This window comes from Halomonas alkaliantarctica (genome assembly GCF_029854215.1).
Classification (GTDB): Bacteria; Pseudomonadota; Gammaproteobacteria; order Pseudomonadales; family Halomonadaceae; genus Vreelandella; species Vreelandella alkaliantarctica_A.
The window spans coordinates 4071191-4084974 of the sequence record NZ_CP122961.1 but is presented as its reverse complement, the minus strand read 5'-3'; the positions used below and the strand labels follow the sequence as shown (position 1 = coordinate 4084974).

General features: G+C 55.4%; 15 protein-coding genes. 12 read left to right on the top strand and 3 right to left on the bottom strand.

Going from position 1 to position 13784, the window contains the following annotated elements; all coding sequences use genetic code 11:
* Window positions 1-90: 90 nt before the first annotated feature.
* From thiD to dtd, 4 genes are all read left to right on the top strand, one after another.
* On the top strand, window positions 91-921 hold the full coding sequence (thiD, locus tag QEN58_RS18750; RefSeq protein WP_280105102.1) for a bifunctional hydroxymethylpyrimidine kinase/phosphomethylpyrimidine kinase: 831 nt from the start codon (window positions 91-93) through the stop codon (window positions 919-921).
* Window positions 922-1048: 127 nt separating this feature from the next.
* On the top strand, window positions 1049-1894 hold the full coding sequence (locus tag QEN58_RS18745; RefSeq protein WP_280105101.1) for a universal stress protein: 846 nt from the start codon (window positions 1049-1051) through the stop codon (window positions 1892-1894).
* Window positions 1895-2020: 126 nt separating this feature from the next.
* Window positions 2021-2605 (top strand): chalcone isomerase family protein, encoded by a 585-nt coding sequence (locus tag QEN58_RS18740; RefSeq protein ID WP_280105100.1) that lies wholly within the window; start codon window positions 2021-2023, stop codon window positions 2603-2605.
* A 44-nt stretch (window positions 2606-2649) separates the two neighbouring features.
* Window positions 2650-3087 (top strand): D-aminoacyl-tRNA deacylase, encoded by a 438-nt coding sequence (dtd, locus tag QEN58_RS18735; RefSeq protein WP_280105099.1) that lies wholly within the window; start codon window positions 2650-2652, stop codon window positions 3085-3087.
* A 26-nt stretch (window positions 3088-3113) separates the two neighbouring features.
* On the opposite strand, the gene QEN58_RS18730 is transcribed toward dtd, so the two are convergent.
* A complete protein-coding gene (locus QEN58_RS18730) occupies window positions 3114-5090 on the bottom strand; it encodes an ATP-binding cassette domain-containing protein (protein WP_280105098.1) in 1977 nt (658 codons plus the stop codon).
* Window positions 5091-5119: 29 nt separating this feature from the next.
* On the opposite strand from QEN58_RS18730, the gene QEN58_RS18725 reads away from it, so the two are divergent.
* The 7 genes from QEN58_RS18725 (at window position 5120) to QEN58_RS18695 (ending at window position 11428) form a co-directional block, all read left to right on the top strand.
* Complete coding sequence (locus QEN58_RS18725) at window positions 5120-5707, top strand: TIGR02444 family protein (protein ID WP_280105097.1); 588 nt, start codon at window positions 5120-5122, stop codon at window positions 5705-5707.
* A 185-nt stretch (window positions 5708-5892) separates the two neighbouring features.
* Window positions 5893-6939, top strand: coding sequence for a TRAP transporter substrate-binding protein (locus QEN58_RS18720; protein WP_280105096.1), 1047 nt, complete (start codon window positions 5893-5895; stop codon window positions 6937-6939).
* 232 nt (window positions 6940-7171) lie between these two features.
* Entirely contained in the window at window positions 7172-7750 is a 579-nt protein-coding gene (locus tag QEN58_RS18715) for a TRAP transporter small permease (RefSeq protein WP_280105095.1), read from the top strand.
* A 30-nt stretch (window positions 7751-7780) separates the two neighbouring features.
* Window positions 7781-9064, top strand: coding sequence for a TRAP transporter large permease (locus QEN58_RS18710; protein ID WP_280105094.1), 1284 nt, complete (start codon window positions 7781-7783; stop codon window positions 9062-9064).
* A 21-nt stretch (window positions 9065-9085) separates the two neighbouring features.
* On the top strand, window positions 9086-9529 hold the full coding sequence (locus tag QEN58_RS18705) for a universal stress protein (protein ID WP_280105093.1): 444 nt from the start codon (window positions 9086-9088) through the stop codon (window positions 9527-9529).
* Window positions 9530-9661: 132 nt separating this feature from the next.
* On the top strand, window positions 9662-10342 hold the full coding sequence (gene bamJ / locus QEN58_RS18700; protein ID WP_280105092.1) for a BamJ family beta-barrel-assembly machinery protein: 681 nt from the start codon (window positions 9662-9664) through the stop codon (window positions 10340-10342).
* Between the two features lie 3 nt (window positions 10343-10345).
* On the top strand, window positions 10346-11428 hold the full coding sequence (locus tag QEN58_RS18695) for an alpha/beta hydrolase family protein (protein WP_280105091.1): 1083 nt from the start codon (window positions 10346-10348) through the stop codon (window positions 11426-11428).
* Window positions 11429-11441: 13 nt separating this feature from the next.
* Here the strand turns inward: QEN58_RS18695 and QEN58_RS18690 are convergent, their stop codons facing one another.
* The gene (locus QEN58_RS18690) at window positions 11442-12035 is read right to left on the bottom strand and encodes an SCO family protein (protein WP_280105090.1); all 594 of its coding nucleotides are present in this window, start codon (window positions 12033-12035) and stop codon (window positions 11442-11444) included.
* Window positions 12036-12040: 5 nt separating this feature from the next.
* The gene (locus tag QEN58_RS18685) at window positions 12041-12544 is read right to left on the bottom strand and encodes a hypothetical protein (RefSeq protein WP_280105089.1); all 504 of its coding nucleotides are present in this window, start codon (window positions 12542-12544) and stop codon (window positions 12041-12043) included.
* Window positions 12545-12650: 106 nt separating this feature from the next.
* Between QEN58_RS18685 and QEN58_RS18680 the strand changes: the two genes are divergently transcribed.
* Window positions 12651-13565 (top strand): AEC family transporter, encoded by a 915-nt coding sequence (locus tag QEN58_RS18680; protein ID WP_280105088.1) that lies wholly within the window; start codon window positions 12651-12653, stop codon window positions 13563-13565.
* The last annotated feature ends 219 nt before the right edge of the window (window positions 13566-13784 follow it).

Here is a 13784-nt window from a genome sequence, read left to right as displayed (position 1 = left end):
GTGTGTTTGGCATGTACGTTTTCGGCAGCATAAGGCGCGCAGCTTGGGTATCCTAGGAGCACAGTGACGTTTTTGCCGTGAAGGAGCCCCATGTCTACCCATTCCCGTCTTCGCAATGTGCTTACCATCGCCGGCTCCGATCCTTCGGGGGGCGCCGGGCTGCAGGGTGATCTGAAAACCTTTTCAGCTCTCGGCGTTTACGGCACCAACGTGATTACCGCGGTAATTGCCCAGAACACCTGCGGGGTGGCCTCGGTGTACCCCGTTTCGCCCCAGGCTATTCGTGAGCAGTTGGAACACCTGCTGGATGATGTCTCGCTAGACGCGGTCAAAATTGGCATGGTGGCCAGTCGCGAGGTCGCCGAGGTGATAGCCGATGTGCTGCGTCAGCGGCGCCCACGCTGGATCGTGCTCGACCCGGTGATGGTGGCCAAGAGCGGCGATATTCTGGTCGATGACGCCGGCATTCGCGCAGTGCGCGATATTCTCGTGCCCTTGGCCGATGTGATTACCCCCAACCTGCCGGAAGCCGCGGTACTGCTCGAAACATCATCGCCCACCAGTTTAGACGCCATGGAGGCGATGTTGCCGAGGTTAACGCAGCTGGGAGCACCCTATGTGGTGCTGAAAGGCGGCCATCTGCGTGGAGCGACCTGTCCGGATCTGCTGGCTACCCCCAACGGCCATGAGTGGTTACCCGCCTCGCGCATCGATACCGACAATTTGCACGGTACCGGCTGCGCGCTCTCTTCGGCGATTGCCGCCTGCCTGGCGAAACTTCCCGTGGATGCCGACGCGGATGCCCCGGTAACTGCCATCAGCGATGCCAAGCAGTGGCTGCATGCGGCTCTGGAGGCGAGCGTACGCTTGAATGTTGGGAAAGGACGCGGCCCAGTGCACCATTTTCATGCGTGGTGGTGATCGAGTGTACTGCTTTGAAGCATTTGGGCAGCAGGTAGCTTGCGAGAATGGATATTGCGCACCATGCTAAAGAGTGTTTGCTTAACTGCTTGTAAGGCTGAGCTGCTCAGCCGAGGAGCGTTTCGCCATGCCTCGCACTATTCTGTTTGCCACCGATCTTTCCGCTGATAATCGCGCCGCTTTTGCTCGGGCGCTACGTTTGGCCTATGCCCAGGGCGTTCAGCTCGATGTACTGCACGTGTTGGACCCTTACCTACCCAGGCGAGTACTACTGGATGTCGAGAGCGCGGTAGTGGAAGACATCACCACTATGTTGACGGATCTACGCGAAGACTACGCCCTAGAGGCGCCGAAAACGTTGATCCAAACCGTGACCGGCTCGCCTCACGTTGAAATCGTCCGCGAAGCCCATGAGCGTAACGCCGAGCTGATTGTGCTGGGCATGCATCGCAAGCGAGGGCAAAAAGACCTGCTGGCGGGTACCACCACAATGCGCGTGCTACGCAGTGCGCCATGCCCTGTGGTGGTCTCTTCTCACCAGCCGACCCAGCCCTGGCAGCATATCCTGGTGCCCATCGATTTTTCGTTGACGGCGCGACATACCTTGAAAGAGGCGCTAATCCGTTTTCCTGAAGCGGCGCTCACCCTGCTGCACGCCTGGACACTGCCCGGCGAACGCGAGCTGGGTTCGCAGGCCTATTATGCCCACTGGCGTGAACATGAAGTGCAGCGACTGCGTGAGCAGTTGAGTAACGAAGTCGATAGCCTGATGCGTGAGTTAGACGGGGTGCCCGATGTTGAGTTGGTGCTAGAGCAAGGCACACCCTGCGATGTGCTGCAGGCGTATATGAAGCGCCACTCGCCCGATCTCGTGATGATCGGTAGCCGTGGGCAGCCCCATCACACTAGTCAGCTAACCGAGATGCTGCTGGGTGAACCGCACTGCGATCTAATGCTCTGCCGCGCTTGGTAAGCGGGCGCTATTAATAATCAAACGGGCATTGTTAATAATCAAGAGTGTGCGGGCAGCAATAAATATTGTACGGAACCTTTATTTTGAGCAATGGTATGTATAGTTATGCTGCCAGGAGGAGGTTCTATGCCCACATGCTTATTAGGTGCTAGGCGCGCCGTACACTTGTCATTGCTGTTAGCTGGCCTATTGCTAATGCCCTGGGCGATGGCCAGCAGTGTGACTGAGAATGGCGAAACGTTTGAACGCACGGTAGAGGAGGACGGCCAACGCTATCGTCTTATCGGTAGCGGTGTGTTGCGTTACATGATTTGGACTGCTTACGCGGGCGCCTATTACCAAGCGGCAGATGAAACCCAGCCGCAACCGTTGGGTGACGTACCACGGCGCCTGGAACTTGCCTATTTTCACGCCATCGACGCCCCGGACTTCGCCGAGTCCACCACAGAAAGCCTTAAGAAGAGCCTCACTGCCTATGAGTATTCACAGTTAGAAGCAGATATTAACGCCTTTAACCGAAGCTATCAGGACGTCGAGCCGCAAGATCGTTATGTGTTGAGTTGGGATGGCGATGCTTTGCGTCTGGCGCTCAATGGCGAAACGCTATTTGAGGGCGGTAACGCAGAACTGGCCAGCGCCATGTTTGGTATCTGGCTGGGCGAGCGACCTCTGAGTGACGACTTCCGCGATGCGCTGCTAGGGAAAAATTAACAAGCGGTCGTTATAATGGTTGTTTGTCAGTTCGGAGACGCTTTGTGAAGGCACTCATTCAGCGCGTTAAGCGCGCCAGCGTGGAAGTGGAAGGCAATATCGTCGGGAGTATCGACCACGGGCTGCTGGCGCTGGTAGGCGTGGAGAAACACGATGACGCGGCCAGCGTTGAAAAGCTGCTGCACAAGCTCCTCCACTACCGGGTGTTCAGCGATGCGGACGGCAAGATGAATCACAACCTGCAGCAGGTGAACGGTGGCTTGCTGCTTGTCTCCCAGTTCACCCTGGCGGCGGATACCCATAAAGGGTTGCGGCCCAGCTTCTCCAGCGCCGCTCCGCCAGCCCAAGGCGAAGCGCTGTTCAATTTGCTGGTTAGCCAGACCCGCGCTGCCTGGCCGTACGTGGCCACCGGTGAGTTTGGCGCCGATATGCAGGTGGCGCTAATTAACGATGGTCCGGTGACATTTTTGTTGGAAAGCTAGCCCGGTTTTTGAATACTCGCTTTTTGCTAGCTCGCCGTCTCTTCGCTGGCGAGTAGCTCTGCTTCCATTGTCTCCAGCGCCTCTTCGGCGCTCAACCACTGCCTTTCTGACTCATCCAGGCGCGCTTTAATCTCCGCTTGCTGACCCAGCGTCTGGGTCAGTTCGGCTTTGCGGCTGCTGTCGGTGTATAGCTCTGGATCTGACAGTACCTGCTCAACCTTATTGAGCTCCTGCTGGGCCTTTTCCATCGCCTTTTCCGCCTGGTCACGCTGCTTTTTGAGCGGGCGCAGCTTCTCACGCAGCTCGGCGGCCGCTTTACGGGACGCTTTACGCGCTTCACGGCTGTCGCCGCTGGGTTGCTGGTTCTGGCGCTCGGCTTTTTCACCGCGGGAATCCCGGCGGCTCTCTTCTAGGCGTGCTTTAAGCCAAACCCGGTAATCTTCCAAATCACCATCGAAAGGTTCAACGCGGTTATCCGCTACCCGCCAGAACTCATCGACCGTGGCGCGCAGCAAGTGGCGATCGTGGGAGACCAGAATCACCGTGCCTTCGAAGCTTGCCAGCGCTTGAGTCAGCGCCTCGCGCATCTCTAAGTCCAGGTGGTTGGTGGGCTCATCGAGCAGTAGCAGGTTGGGTTTTTGCCAAGCAACGAGCGCTAGCGCCAGGCGGGCTTTCTCGCCACCCGAGTAGTTGGCGACTTTGCCGAAAGCATCGTCGCCCTTAAAACCAAAGCCGCCCAGGAAATTACGGATATCCTGATCGCTGGCTGTGGGTGAGAGGCGCTGGACATGCACAAAGGGCGTCGATGAGACATCCAGGCTCTCAAGCTGATGCTGAGCAAAATAGCCAATCGCCAGGTGCTCGCCGGGCACGCGCTTGCCGTTAAGCAGCTCAAGTTCGCCGGTGAGTGATTTGATTAGCGTCGACTTGCCCGCTCCGTTGGGGCCTAACAGGCCAATGCGGCTGCCGGGCAACAGGGTAACGTTGACCTTGTCCAATTGGACATTGTCGTCACTGCCGTCGCCCTTTTTACCACGGTAGCCAAGCTGCGCCTGATCCAGCACCAGCAGTGGGTGCGATGTTTTGTCGGCGGCGGGCAGCGTGAAGTGGAAAGGGGAGTCCACATGAGCGACGGCGATATCTTCCATGCGCTCGAGCATTTTTACCCGACTTTGCGCCTGCTTTGCCTTGGTCGCCTGGGCCTTGAAGCGGGCGATAAAGCGCTCGATCTCCTCCCGTCGCGCCTGCTGCTTGGCGGCTTCCGCCTGCTGCAGGGCAAGCTTTTCGGCGCGCGTGCGCTCGAACTGGGAGTAGTTGCCGCGGTAAAGCTCCAGGGTTTGGTGGTGCATATGTACGATGTGGTCGCACACGGCGTCCAAGAAGTCGCGGTCGTGGGAAATGAGCAGCAGCGTGCCCGGGTAGCGTGTCAGCCACTGCTCCAGCCACAGTAGGGCATCGAGATCCAGGTGGTTGGTAGGCTCATCCAGCAGCAGTAGATCGGAAGGCATAAACAGCGTACGAGCGAGGTTGACCCGCATCCGCCAGCCGCCCGAAAACGCCGAGAGCGGGCGGGCGAGGTCAGCCTGGACGAAGCCCAGCCCGACCAGGAGCTGCGCTGCTCGTGACTCTGCACGGTAGCCATCCAGGGTTTCAATCAAGCCGTGCAGTTCGGCTTCACGGTGAGCTTGCCCGGCTTCCTGAGCGGCCAACAAGTCAGCTTCTGCTTGGCGTAGCGCCAAGTCGCCATCGAGTACATACTCGATAATTGGGCGGTCGAGGGCGTCAACTTCCTGGGCCATATGCGCGATGCGCTGGCCGCCGCTCATCTCTACATCGCCCTGGTCGGGCGCAAGCTCGCCGAGCAGCAGTTTGAATAGGCTCGATTTGCCGGCGCCGTTTGCCCCGATAATCCCGGCCTTTACCCCGTTATTAAGGGTAACGTCCGCGTTGTCGAGTAGCGTTTGCGTGCCGCGTTGCAGGGCGACTTGGCGCAGTGCGATCATGCCTTCTCCCGAAGAAAGTGGGTCATTTGATGCGAGATTCTAATACGCTTGATTCTACCCGATTGCAGCGCCTACAGCAGACACCGTTATGGGATTTTGCACTGACGCTCTACGCTACCCCCGGCGTTGAGGCGGCCTGCCTGAAGCTTCAAGACGAGGCCGGTCTGGATGTGTGTGAGGTGCTGTTTCATTGCTGGCTCTACTCTTGCGGTCTGGAAGCTGAGCCCAAAGCGCTGGCTTCCCAGCGTGAGCAGCGATGCCTTTGGCAGTGCCAAGTGACGGAGGTATTGCGTGGCTTGCGCCAAGACTTAAAAGCCTCAGCATCGGAAAGCGAGTCCGTGAAAGCGCTGCGTGAGACCATCAAACAGGCCGAGTTGATGGCTGAACGTGAGAATATTCAACGTTGGCAAGCGTGGGCTTGGGCATCGTCCAGCGATGAGCAACGTGTGGTCAACGTTGTCGAAAAGTCGCCAGATGCAGCTAAATGGCTGCTAAATCAGCTGCTTTTAGACCAAGGTAGCCACCAAGCAGAGGATGGCACAAAGGAGAAAAATGAGTGGCTTTGTTCGCTACAAACGCTTACTTGCCAGCTTGACCCTCATCAAGGAGCGCGCTAGCCTGAAATTAAGCTGTATTTGAAATACCTAGCGCTATTCGTCCGCTAGCACGCAGTATAGAGCAGTATCCATTGCCGGTTAGCGAACACAGTTAACGAACATCAGTGTCGTGTTGAGATACGCGAGACTTATTAAGGTTCTTGCGCACTCGAAAAGCGCGCTTACCATTGCAAGGGGAACACCGCATGAAGGCAAGCAAATTCGTTTCTACTCATTCTGTAACTGCAAAATTAATGACCACGGCAAGTGTGGGTGCACTGCTGTTTGGCCTAAGCGCCGCTGCTCAAGCTGACAACTGGCGCTACGCTCATGAAGAGTATGAAGGCGACGTACAGGATGTCTTTGCCTATGCTTTTAAAGAGTATATTGAAGATAACTCAGACCATACTGTACAGGTTTACCGCTTTGGTGAACTGGGTGAGTCTGATGACATCATGGAGCAGACTCAGAATGGTATTCTGCAGTTCGTGAACCAGTCGCCTGGCTTCACCGGTGCACTGATTCCTGAAGCGCAAATCTTCTTTATCCCTTACTTGCTACCCACCGACGAAGAGACCGTTCTGGAGTTCTTCGACGAAAGTAAAGCTATCAACGAGATGTTTCCTGAGCTTTATGCCGAGCAAGGCCTAGAGCTACTGAAGATGTATCCAGAAGGCGAAATGGTCATTACGACCAACGAGCCGTTCTCCTCGCCCGAAGAGCTGGATAACAAGAAAATCCGCACAATGACCAACCCGCTATTGACCGAAACTTACGACGCTTTCGGTGCCACGCCGACGCCTCTGCCGTGGGGCGAAGTCTATGGTGGCCTGCAGACCGGCATCATTGATGGTCAAGAGAATCCGATTTTCTGGATCGAGTCTGGTGGTTTGTATGAGGTGTCTCCGCACCTGACATTTACTGGCCACGGTTGGTTTACCACTGCGATGATGGCCAACCAGGATTTCTACGAAGGGCTATCTGAAGAAGATCAGACGCTGGTAAACGAAGCCTCTGAAGCCGCGTATGACCACACTATCGAACATATCAAAGGCTTGGCTGAAGAGTCGCTAGAGAAGATTCAGGAAGCCTCTGATGAAGTGACGGTGACACGTCTTGACGAAGAGCAAATTCAGGCCTTCCGTGAGCGTGCCCCGCAGGTTGAAGAAGCCTTCTTGGAAATGACCGGTGAAGACGGTGAAGAGCTACTTGAGCAGTTTAAAGCTGACCTTGAAGCCGTAACCAACGAGTAATTACTCTCCAAGTTACATTGGAGCACGAGTGATTATCAGGGGGCAGCAAAGGCTGCCCCTTTTTAGTTTGCAGTGGTAAGGCGTCAGCCCTTCGGGGCTGCCTTCAAAATGTTACCGTTGGGTCACGTATATCTAACGTTGAATCACTGAAGGCGTCGTGCCATTACGCTGTGTTTATTGTGCCGGCGGCACTTAATGAGTGCCGTGAGAGCCGTTCAAAAGGAGACCGGCCATGACCGATGATGAAATGGAAAAGAGTTACCGCTCCGGTTTGCCGGGTGGGCTTGGCGTGATCGACACTGCAATTAGCAAAATAGAAGCCGTGATTCTTGCGATGGGTGTTTTGCTAATGGCGCTGAATACGGTCATCAACGTGGTTGCCCGCTTTGTTTTTGGCAACAGCATCATGTTTTCCGGTGAGCTAAACCGCATTTTAATCATCATGATTACCTTTGCGGGCATTGGTTATGCCGCGCGCCATGGTCGTCATATTCGAATGTCGGCTATCTACGATGCGCTACCGGTAGGTGGGCGCAGAGTGCTAATGATCTGCATTGCGCTTTTCACATCGCTAGTGATGTTTTTCCTGCTCTACTATTCGATTGTTTATATCCTCGATCTGTATAGCAAAGGCAGGGTGTTGCCCTCCTTGGGGTTGCCGGTGTGGATCATTTACCTATGGGTGCCGATGGGTTTTTTAATCACCGGTATTCAATACTTGCTGACCGCTGTTAAAAACGTCACGTCACACGATGTCTACCTTTCGACGGGCGTGGTGGATGGATACAAAGACACCGAAACAGAAGTCTAACGCGGGGCACTGCACCCTAGGGGAACAGCCATGACGACAGTAATGGTCACCACCATGATTGCCCTGCTGCTGCTGGGTTTTCCAATGATGATTCCGCTGATTACCGCTGCGGTAATTGGCTTCTATATGATGTTTAACGGCTTTGGCCAGATGGATACGCTTATTCAGCAGATGATGGCAGGTATACGGCCAGCGTCGCTCATTGCCGTACCCATGTTTATTCTTGCTGCTGATATTATGACTCGTGGTCAGTCCGCTAACCGTTTGATTGATATGGTCATGGCGTTTATTGGTCATATTAAGGGCGGCTTGGCGGTAAGTACGGCGGCTTCGTGTACGCTGTTCGGTGCTGTATCCGGCTCTACCCAGGCGACCGTAGTGGCCGTTGGTTCACCGCTGCGTCCGAAAATGCTTAAAGCGGGCTACTCGGACTCTTTTACGCTGGCGCTGATCATCAATGCCAGCGATATCGCGTTCTTGATACCGCCCAGTATCGGCATGATTATTTATGGCGTTATCTCGGGCACCTCTATCGGCGAGCTATTTATTGCTGGGATTGGCCCAGGGCTAATGATCCTGTGCATGTTCTCGATTTATTGCATTATCTACGCCATCGTGAAAGACGTACCTACTGAAGCAAAATCTAGCTGGAAAGAGCGTGCAGTCGCGGTTCGGCAGGCTCTTTGGCCGCTCGGCTTTCCGGTCATTATCGTTGGTGGCATTTACGGCGGTATCTTCAGCCCGACGGAAGCCGCTGCAGCCTGTGTGCTGTATGCCATTTTGCTTGAGTTTGTGGTCTTCCGTTCGCTTAAGATGAACGACATTTACGCTATCGCTAAATCTACCGGCTTGATTACCGCCGTAGTCTTTATTCTGGTGGCGGTGGGTAATGGCTTCTCATGGATCATTTCGTTTGCTCAGATTCCCCAAATGATTCTGGAGTCGGTGGGTGTCAATGAAGCTGGCCCCACGGGCGTATTGATTGCCATCTGTGTCTCCTTCTTTGTGGCCTGCATGTTTGTTGACCCAATCGTGGTCATTCTGGTGCTAACCCCCATTTTCGCACCTGCCATTGCGGCGACGGGCCTGGATCCTGTATTGGTGGGTATTTTAATCACCTTGCAGGTGGCGATAGGTTCGGCAACCCCACCCTTCGGGTGCGATATTTTCACAGCGATTGCGATTTTCAAACGCCCCTATTGGGATGTGATCAAAGGCACCCCGCCGTTTATTTTCATGCTCATTTTAGCGGCTGCTCTGCTGATCATGTTCCCGCAAATTGCGCTGTTCCTGCGCGATGTTGCCTTCCGCTAAACAGCCACAAGGAGTACGCGAATGTTTAATCGCATTTTAGTCCCGGTGGATGGTTCAAAAGGCGCCTTAAGGGCGCTGGAAAAAGCGGTAGGTTTGCATATGCTAACTGGCGCTGAGCTCTATCTGCTGTGCGTGTTTAAACACCACAGCCTGCTGGAAGCCTCACTCTCGATGGTGCGACCCAATCAGTTGGATATTCCTGACGATGCGCTAAAAGAGTACGCCACCGAGATCGCCGTGCATGCAAAATCCCATGCGATTGAGCTGGGCGCTGACAGTTCGCGCGTGCGCGCTTTTGTGAAAGGCGGGCGGCCTTCGCGCATTATTGTGCGCTTTGCCCGTAAGCGAGAGTGCGACCTGATTGTGATTGGCGCCCAGGGCACCAATGGCGAGAAGAACCCGCTGCTGGGCAGCGTCTCTCAGCGTGTGGCGGGCGCAGCACACTGCCCCACGCTGGTCGTCTAGCTCTGCTAAACCTCTCTCTCATTTTGTGGTCTTATTGGCACCCACCACCCCGAAGATGCAGCTCGGGGCGGTGGGTGTTAGTCTTTGCATGACACTGATTGGCGTACGGCGCCGCTATAAAAAGGATCTTTCATGAAACAACTTCTCTCTACTACGGCTTTGACAGGTTTGCTGCTAGTCGCCCCCTTTGCAGCGGCAGCGCCTGAAACCGATGAACAGCGTCTGGCTTACAGCTTGGGTGTCACCCTGGGTGAAAGCATGCAAGCGGACATCGAAGACCTCGACTTGGATGCGTTTCACGATGGCATGAGCGACGTTTTTGAAGATAATGACTTGGCGCTCAGTGAAGAAGAGATGACCGAAGCGTTGATGGCGTTTCAAGAGCAATCTATGCAGGCGCGTGCAGCCGAAGCTGAAGAGATAGCGCAAAACAATCTCGAAGAGGGCGAAGCTTTCCTAGCTGAAAACGCCGAGCGCGAAGAAGTGAAGGTGACTGACTCTGGCCTTCAGTATGAAGTGCTTGAATCTGGCGATGGTGCTACGCCCGGCCCTGAAGATACTGTCGAAGTGAATTACGAAGGCATGCTGTTGGATGGCACCGTTTTCGATAGCTCTTTTGAGCGCGGTGAATCCGTTAGCTTTCAAACCAACCAAGTGATCGAAGGTTGGCAGGAAGCGCTGCAAATGATGAGCGTCGGCGATAGCTGGATGCTTTACATCCCTGCGGATATCGCTTACGGCGAGAATGGCCAAGGGCCTATCGGACCTAATGAAGTGCTAACTTTCCGCGTCGAACTGTTAGGCGTCGAATAAGCGATGACTTCAACCCCCTCTTCCAGCCTGTATTCTTTTGCTCGGGCAGTGGCTTGCTTAGGTCTATGCACACCGCTACTAGCACAAGCCGAGACGGCCAGTGAGCCCGTAGATTTGCCCGCCTTGAGTGCTGCGAGTGAGCAGGCCAGTGTGGTGGGGGTGTCGTCGGGCGGTTATATGGCGACCCAGCTGGCGGTGGCTTGGCCCGAGCGGTTTAGTGGCCTGGGCGTGCTGGCGGCAGGGCCCTGGAGCTGCGCGCAGGGCTCGCTGAGTTTGGCGCTTAACCAGTGCATGATGACCCGTCGCGGCGCACCTTCATTAGATGAGCTGGAGTCTCGCCACCAGCGCTATCTCGGGCTAGAACAGGTAGGTAGCGCCGAGGCGCTTAGCCAGCTCAGGGCCTATTTGTGGCACGGCGAAGAGGACGATGTGGTTGAGCCACAGCTCGGCGACCTGCTTGCTGAGCAGTGGCAGCAGTGGCTTGAATCGCCTGATCAGCTACGCGTTGCGCGCAGCGAAAATGCGGGACATGGCTGGCCGATACGGTTACCCAGTGAAGCCCCCCCGGGGCCCCATGAGTGGGGTGATTGTCGTCAGGGCGGCGGTAGTTTCCTATTATCCTGCGATGAAGATATTGCCGGAGAAATGCTGGATTGGCTCTACCCCGAACGCGACGTGTCGGACGCTGGCGAGCCAGAGGGCGAGCTAGTCGCATTTGATCAGTCAGAATTTGCGGTAAAAGGCTTAGCCGACACAGGCTATGTGTTTGTACCCGAAGGCTGCAAAGGGGGCGAGTGCCCGGTAACGCTGGCCCTACACGGCTGCCAAATGACTGAAGAAGCGATTGGCGATACGTTCATACGCTATACCGGCTTAAATGCCTGGGCGGCAGCGCATCAGCAAATCGTGCTCTATCCTCAGGCAGAAAGCAGTATGGCGAACCCGCAGGGCTGCTGGGACTGGTGGGGGTTTTCCGAAAGCACCTGGCAGTTAAGCCCGCAGCACGATACCCGTAGCGGTACTCAAATTGGCGCGCTGCTGGCGATGCTGGATCGTTTACAGGCAGCGCCTGAACAAGTCGATTAAGAAGGAACTGCGCTTAACCGTCTAGTTCGCTCTCTAAGGCGGCAACTAACCCATGCGGGGTCGGTGAGTAGAGCACTCGCTGAAGAATATCGCCCTTGCGATTAACCAAAAAGAGCGAGGCGCTGTGATCAATGGTGTAGTCCATTGCTGAATCCGGCGCTTCGACTTTCCGCCATATCACCCCATAGCGTGAGGCGACATCCTCAAGCTGCTCCTGACTACCCACCGCGCCGATAAACTCCTCGCCGAAAAAGCCCATGTATTCCTGCATGCGCGCGATAGTGTCACGTTCAGGGTCAACGGTGATCATTACCGGCACCACGCGCTCGCGCTGCTGCTCAGAGAGCTGGGCAAGGGCTTGACGCTTAACCGACTGGGTCATGGGGCAAATATCGGGGCAGTAGGTGTAGCCGAAAGAGAGAATCGCGATTTGATTGTCGTCTAACTGGGTTAACGAGAAATCACCCTGGGTAGAGGGCAGCTCAACCGGGCCACCTACGGGTTCGCCCTCTTGTGGGGCAAAGGCATACTGATACAGGCCTATACCGCTGACCACCAGCAAAACCGCGACCAACCCCGCGCCTAGCCATAAGGGTTTCCTTGCCATATGCGTTAACTCCGAATTACGTCAAAATCGAACCAACTGCCTACCTTGCCTTCTGCGGTTTCCAGTATGACACGTGCTCGCCAGGGCATAACGTTTTGAGTGCAAATCCCCACTTGGCCTTGACCTTCAAAATGGCCGGGCGCACCTGCGCTAAGGGCAAAACGGTAGAGTCCCAAATCCATATCTCGACCGATAAAATCTACCTCGACCTGGGAGGCGGTAACACCCTCGACGTCCACTTCCAGTGGCAATATTTCCAAGGCATTAATCCGTCCACTGGATTGAACGTGGAGAGTGATGCGGCCCAAGTCCCCCAAAGTGGCGGTGCAGGGAGCAGCATGCAGATTGCAGCTTGAAGTGGGCGGAAACCATGTCACATCACTGTCGCGGTGGAGCCAATGTGAAAAGGCATACCACGCGCAGGCCGCTAGCGCCAAGCCAGTGACCAGCATCAGTACCCTTAAGGCGGGAAAGCCCGCCGGGTGTGCAGGTTTTAATGTCATCTTCATGGCAGAATAATCGCTACGCAAGCCGTGGGGCGGGGAATCATTGCCATGGTAACAGCAATCGCGCCGATATCGCTGTGCTGGGATGTCGCAGGCAAAAGGGACGTAAATGGAGAGTATCACTGGTGCTTTAGGCCCACTATTTCTGTTGATCTTACTGGGCGCCGTGCTTGGCTATTGGCGCTGGCCCAGCGACACCTTTTGGCCGCATATGGAACGGCTGATCTACTTTGTGCTGTTTCCCGCCATGCTGGTGGGCACCTTAGCCACTGCGGATGTAAACCAAGTACCGGTCGGCCGCTTGGCCCTGGTGCTGCTGGGTGCGATGGTGCTGTTTGGTTTGTTGCTGTGGTGTTTACGTGGCTGGCTACAGCTAACGCCCGCGGCGTTTACATCGGTATTTCAAGGTGCGGTACGTTTTAATACCTACGTGGGCGTTGCTGGCGCCGCCGCGCTACACGGCAGCTTAGGAGCGACCACCGCCGCCGTCGCTGTGGCGCTAATGGTGCCAGTGGTTAATGTGATGTGCGTGGCCAGCTTTGTCGCCGCGGGTACACTCGGCGGTGCTAGCGTAGGTAAAAGTGTGATGGCACTGATTAAAAACCCGTTGATTCTTGCCTGCCTGGCGGGCATTGGTCTGAACCTTACGGGCATTGGTTTGCCCGGCTGGAGTAAAGATACGGTTGAGCTACTGGGGCGTGCGGCGTTGCCATTGGGTTTGGTGGCCGTCGGCGTGGCGCTACGTCCAGCGGCGCTACTACGTATTGACCGCGGCGTGTTGGCCACCAATAGCGTTAAACTGCTGCTCATGCCCGCGCTGGTATTGGCGCTCACTTGGATCCTGCAGTTGGATACTGTAAGCCGCGATGTAGCGCTGCTGTTTGCAGCACTGCCCACCGCCACCTCTGCGTATATCCTAGCCCGTCAGTTGGGTGGAGATGCCGAGTTGATGGCCGCAATCATTACAGGCCAAACCCTATTAGCCATGCTCACTCTTCCGTTTTGGCTGCAGTTGGTCAGTTGACGGCGAGGCTGGAAAACCAAATAAAAAATATTCGTATTTGTGTTGACGGCGTAAATGAGAACTATTACATTGTGGTTGTGGCGTTTGATGAGACGCCACAGACCAAGACAGAAACCGCCAGTTTCCTGTCATGGTTTCTCCCTCTCATTGCTAGTCACGGTCTTTTTGCCGCTCCAATGGAGCGGCTTTCTTTTTTGCGCTTACTGATACCTCCGCTCT

Excerpts from the sequence above, each read along its gene's own strand:
- QEN58_RS18680 (WP_280105088.1), top strand. The coding sequence starts at position 12,651 with ATGGAGAGTATCACTGGTGCTTTAGGCCCACTATTTCTGTTGATCTTA.
- QEN58_RS18695 (WP_280105091.1), top strand. The coding sequence starts at position 10,346 with ATGACTTCAACCCCCTCTTCCAGCCTGTATTCTTTTGCTCGGGCAGTG.
- QEN58_RS18745 (WP_280105101.1), top strand. The coding sequence starts at position 1,049 with ATGCCTCGCACTATTCTGTTTGCCACCGATCTTTCCGCTGATAATCGC.
- QEN58_RS18690 (WP_280105090.1), bottom strand. The coding sequence starts at position 12,035 with ATGGCAAGGAAACCCTTATGGCTAGGCGCGGGGTTGGTCGCGGTTTTG.
- QEN58_RS18730 (WP_280105098.1), bottom strand. The coding sequence starts at position 5,090 with ATGATCGCACTGCGCCAAGTCGCCCTGCAACGCGGCACGCAAACGCTA.
- QEN58_RS18710 (WP_280105094.1), top strand. The coding sequence starts at position 7,781 with ATGACGACAGTAATGGTCACCACCATGATTGCCCTGCTGCTGCTGGGT.
- QEN58_RS18740 (WP_280105100.1), top strand. The coding sequence starts at position 2,021 with ATGCCCACATGCTTATTAGGTGCTAGGCGCGCCGTACACTTGTCATTG.
- thiD (WP_280105102.1), top strand. The coding sequence starts at position 91 with ATGTCTACCCATTCCCGTCTTCGCAATGTGCTTACCATCGCCGGCTCC.
- bamJ (WP_280105092.1), top strand. The coding sequence starts at position 9,662 with ATGAAACAACTTCTCTCTACTACGGCTTTGACAGGTTTGCTGCTAGTC.
- QEN58_RS18715 (WP_280105095.1), top strand. The coding sequence starts at position 7,172 with ATGACCGATGATGAAATGGAAAAGAGTTACCGCTCCGGTTTGCCGGGT.
- QEN58_RS18685 (WP_280105089.1), bottom strand. The coding sequence starts at position 12,544 with ATGAAGATGACATTAAAACCTGCACACCCGGCGGGCTTTCCCGCCTTA.
- QEN58_RS18725 (WP_280105097.1), top strand. The coding sequence starts at position 5,120 with ATGCGAGATTCTAATACGCTTGATTCTACCCGATTGCAGCGCCTACAG.
- QEN58_RS18720 (WP_280105096.1), top strand. The coding sequence starts at position 5,893 with ATGAAGGCAAGCAAATTCGTTTCTACTCATTCTGTAACTGCAAAATTA.
- QEN58_RS18705 (WP_280105093.1), top strand. The coding sequence starts at position 9,086 with ATGTTTAATCGCATTTTAGTCCCGGTGGATGGTTCAAAAGGCGCCTTA.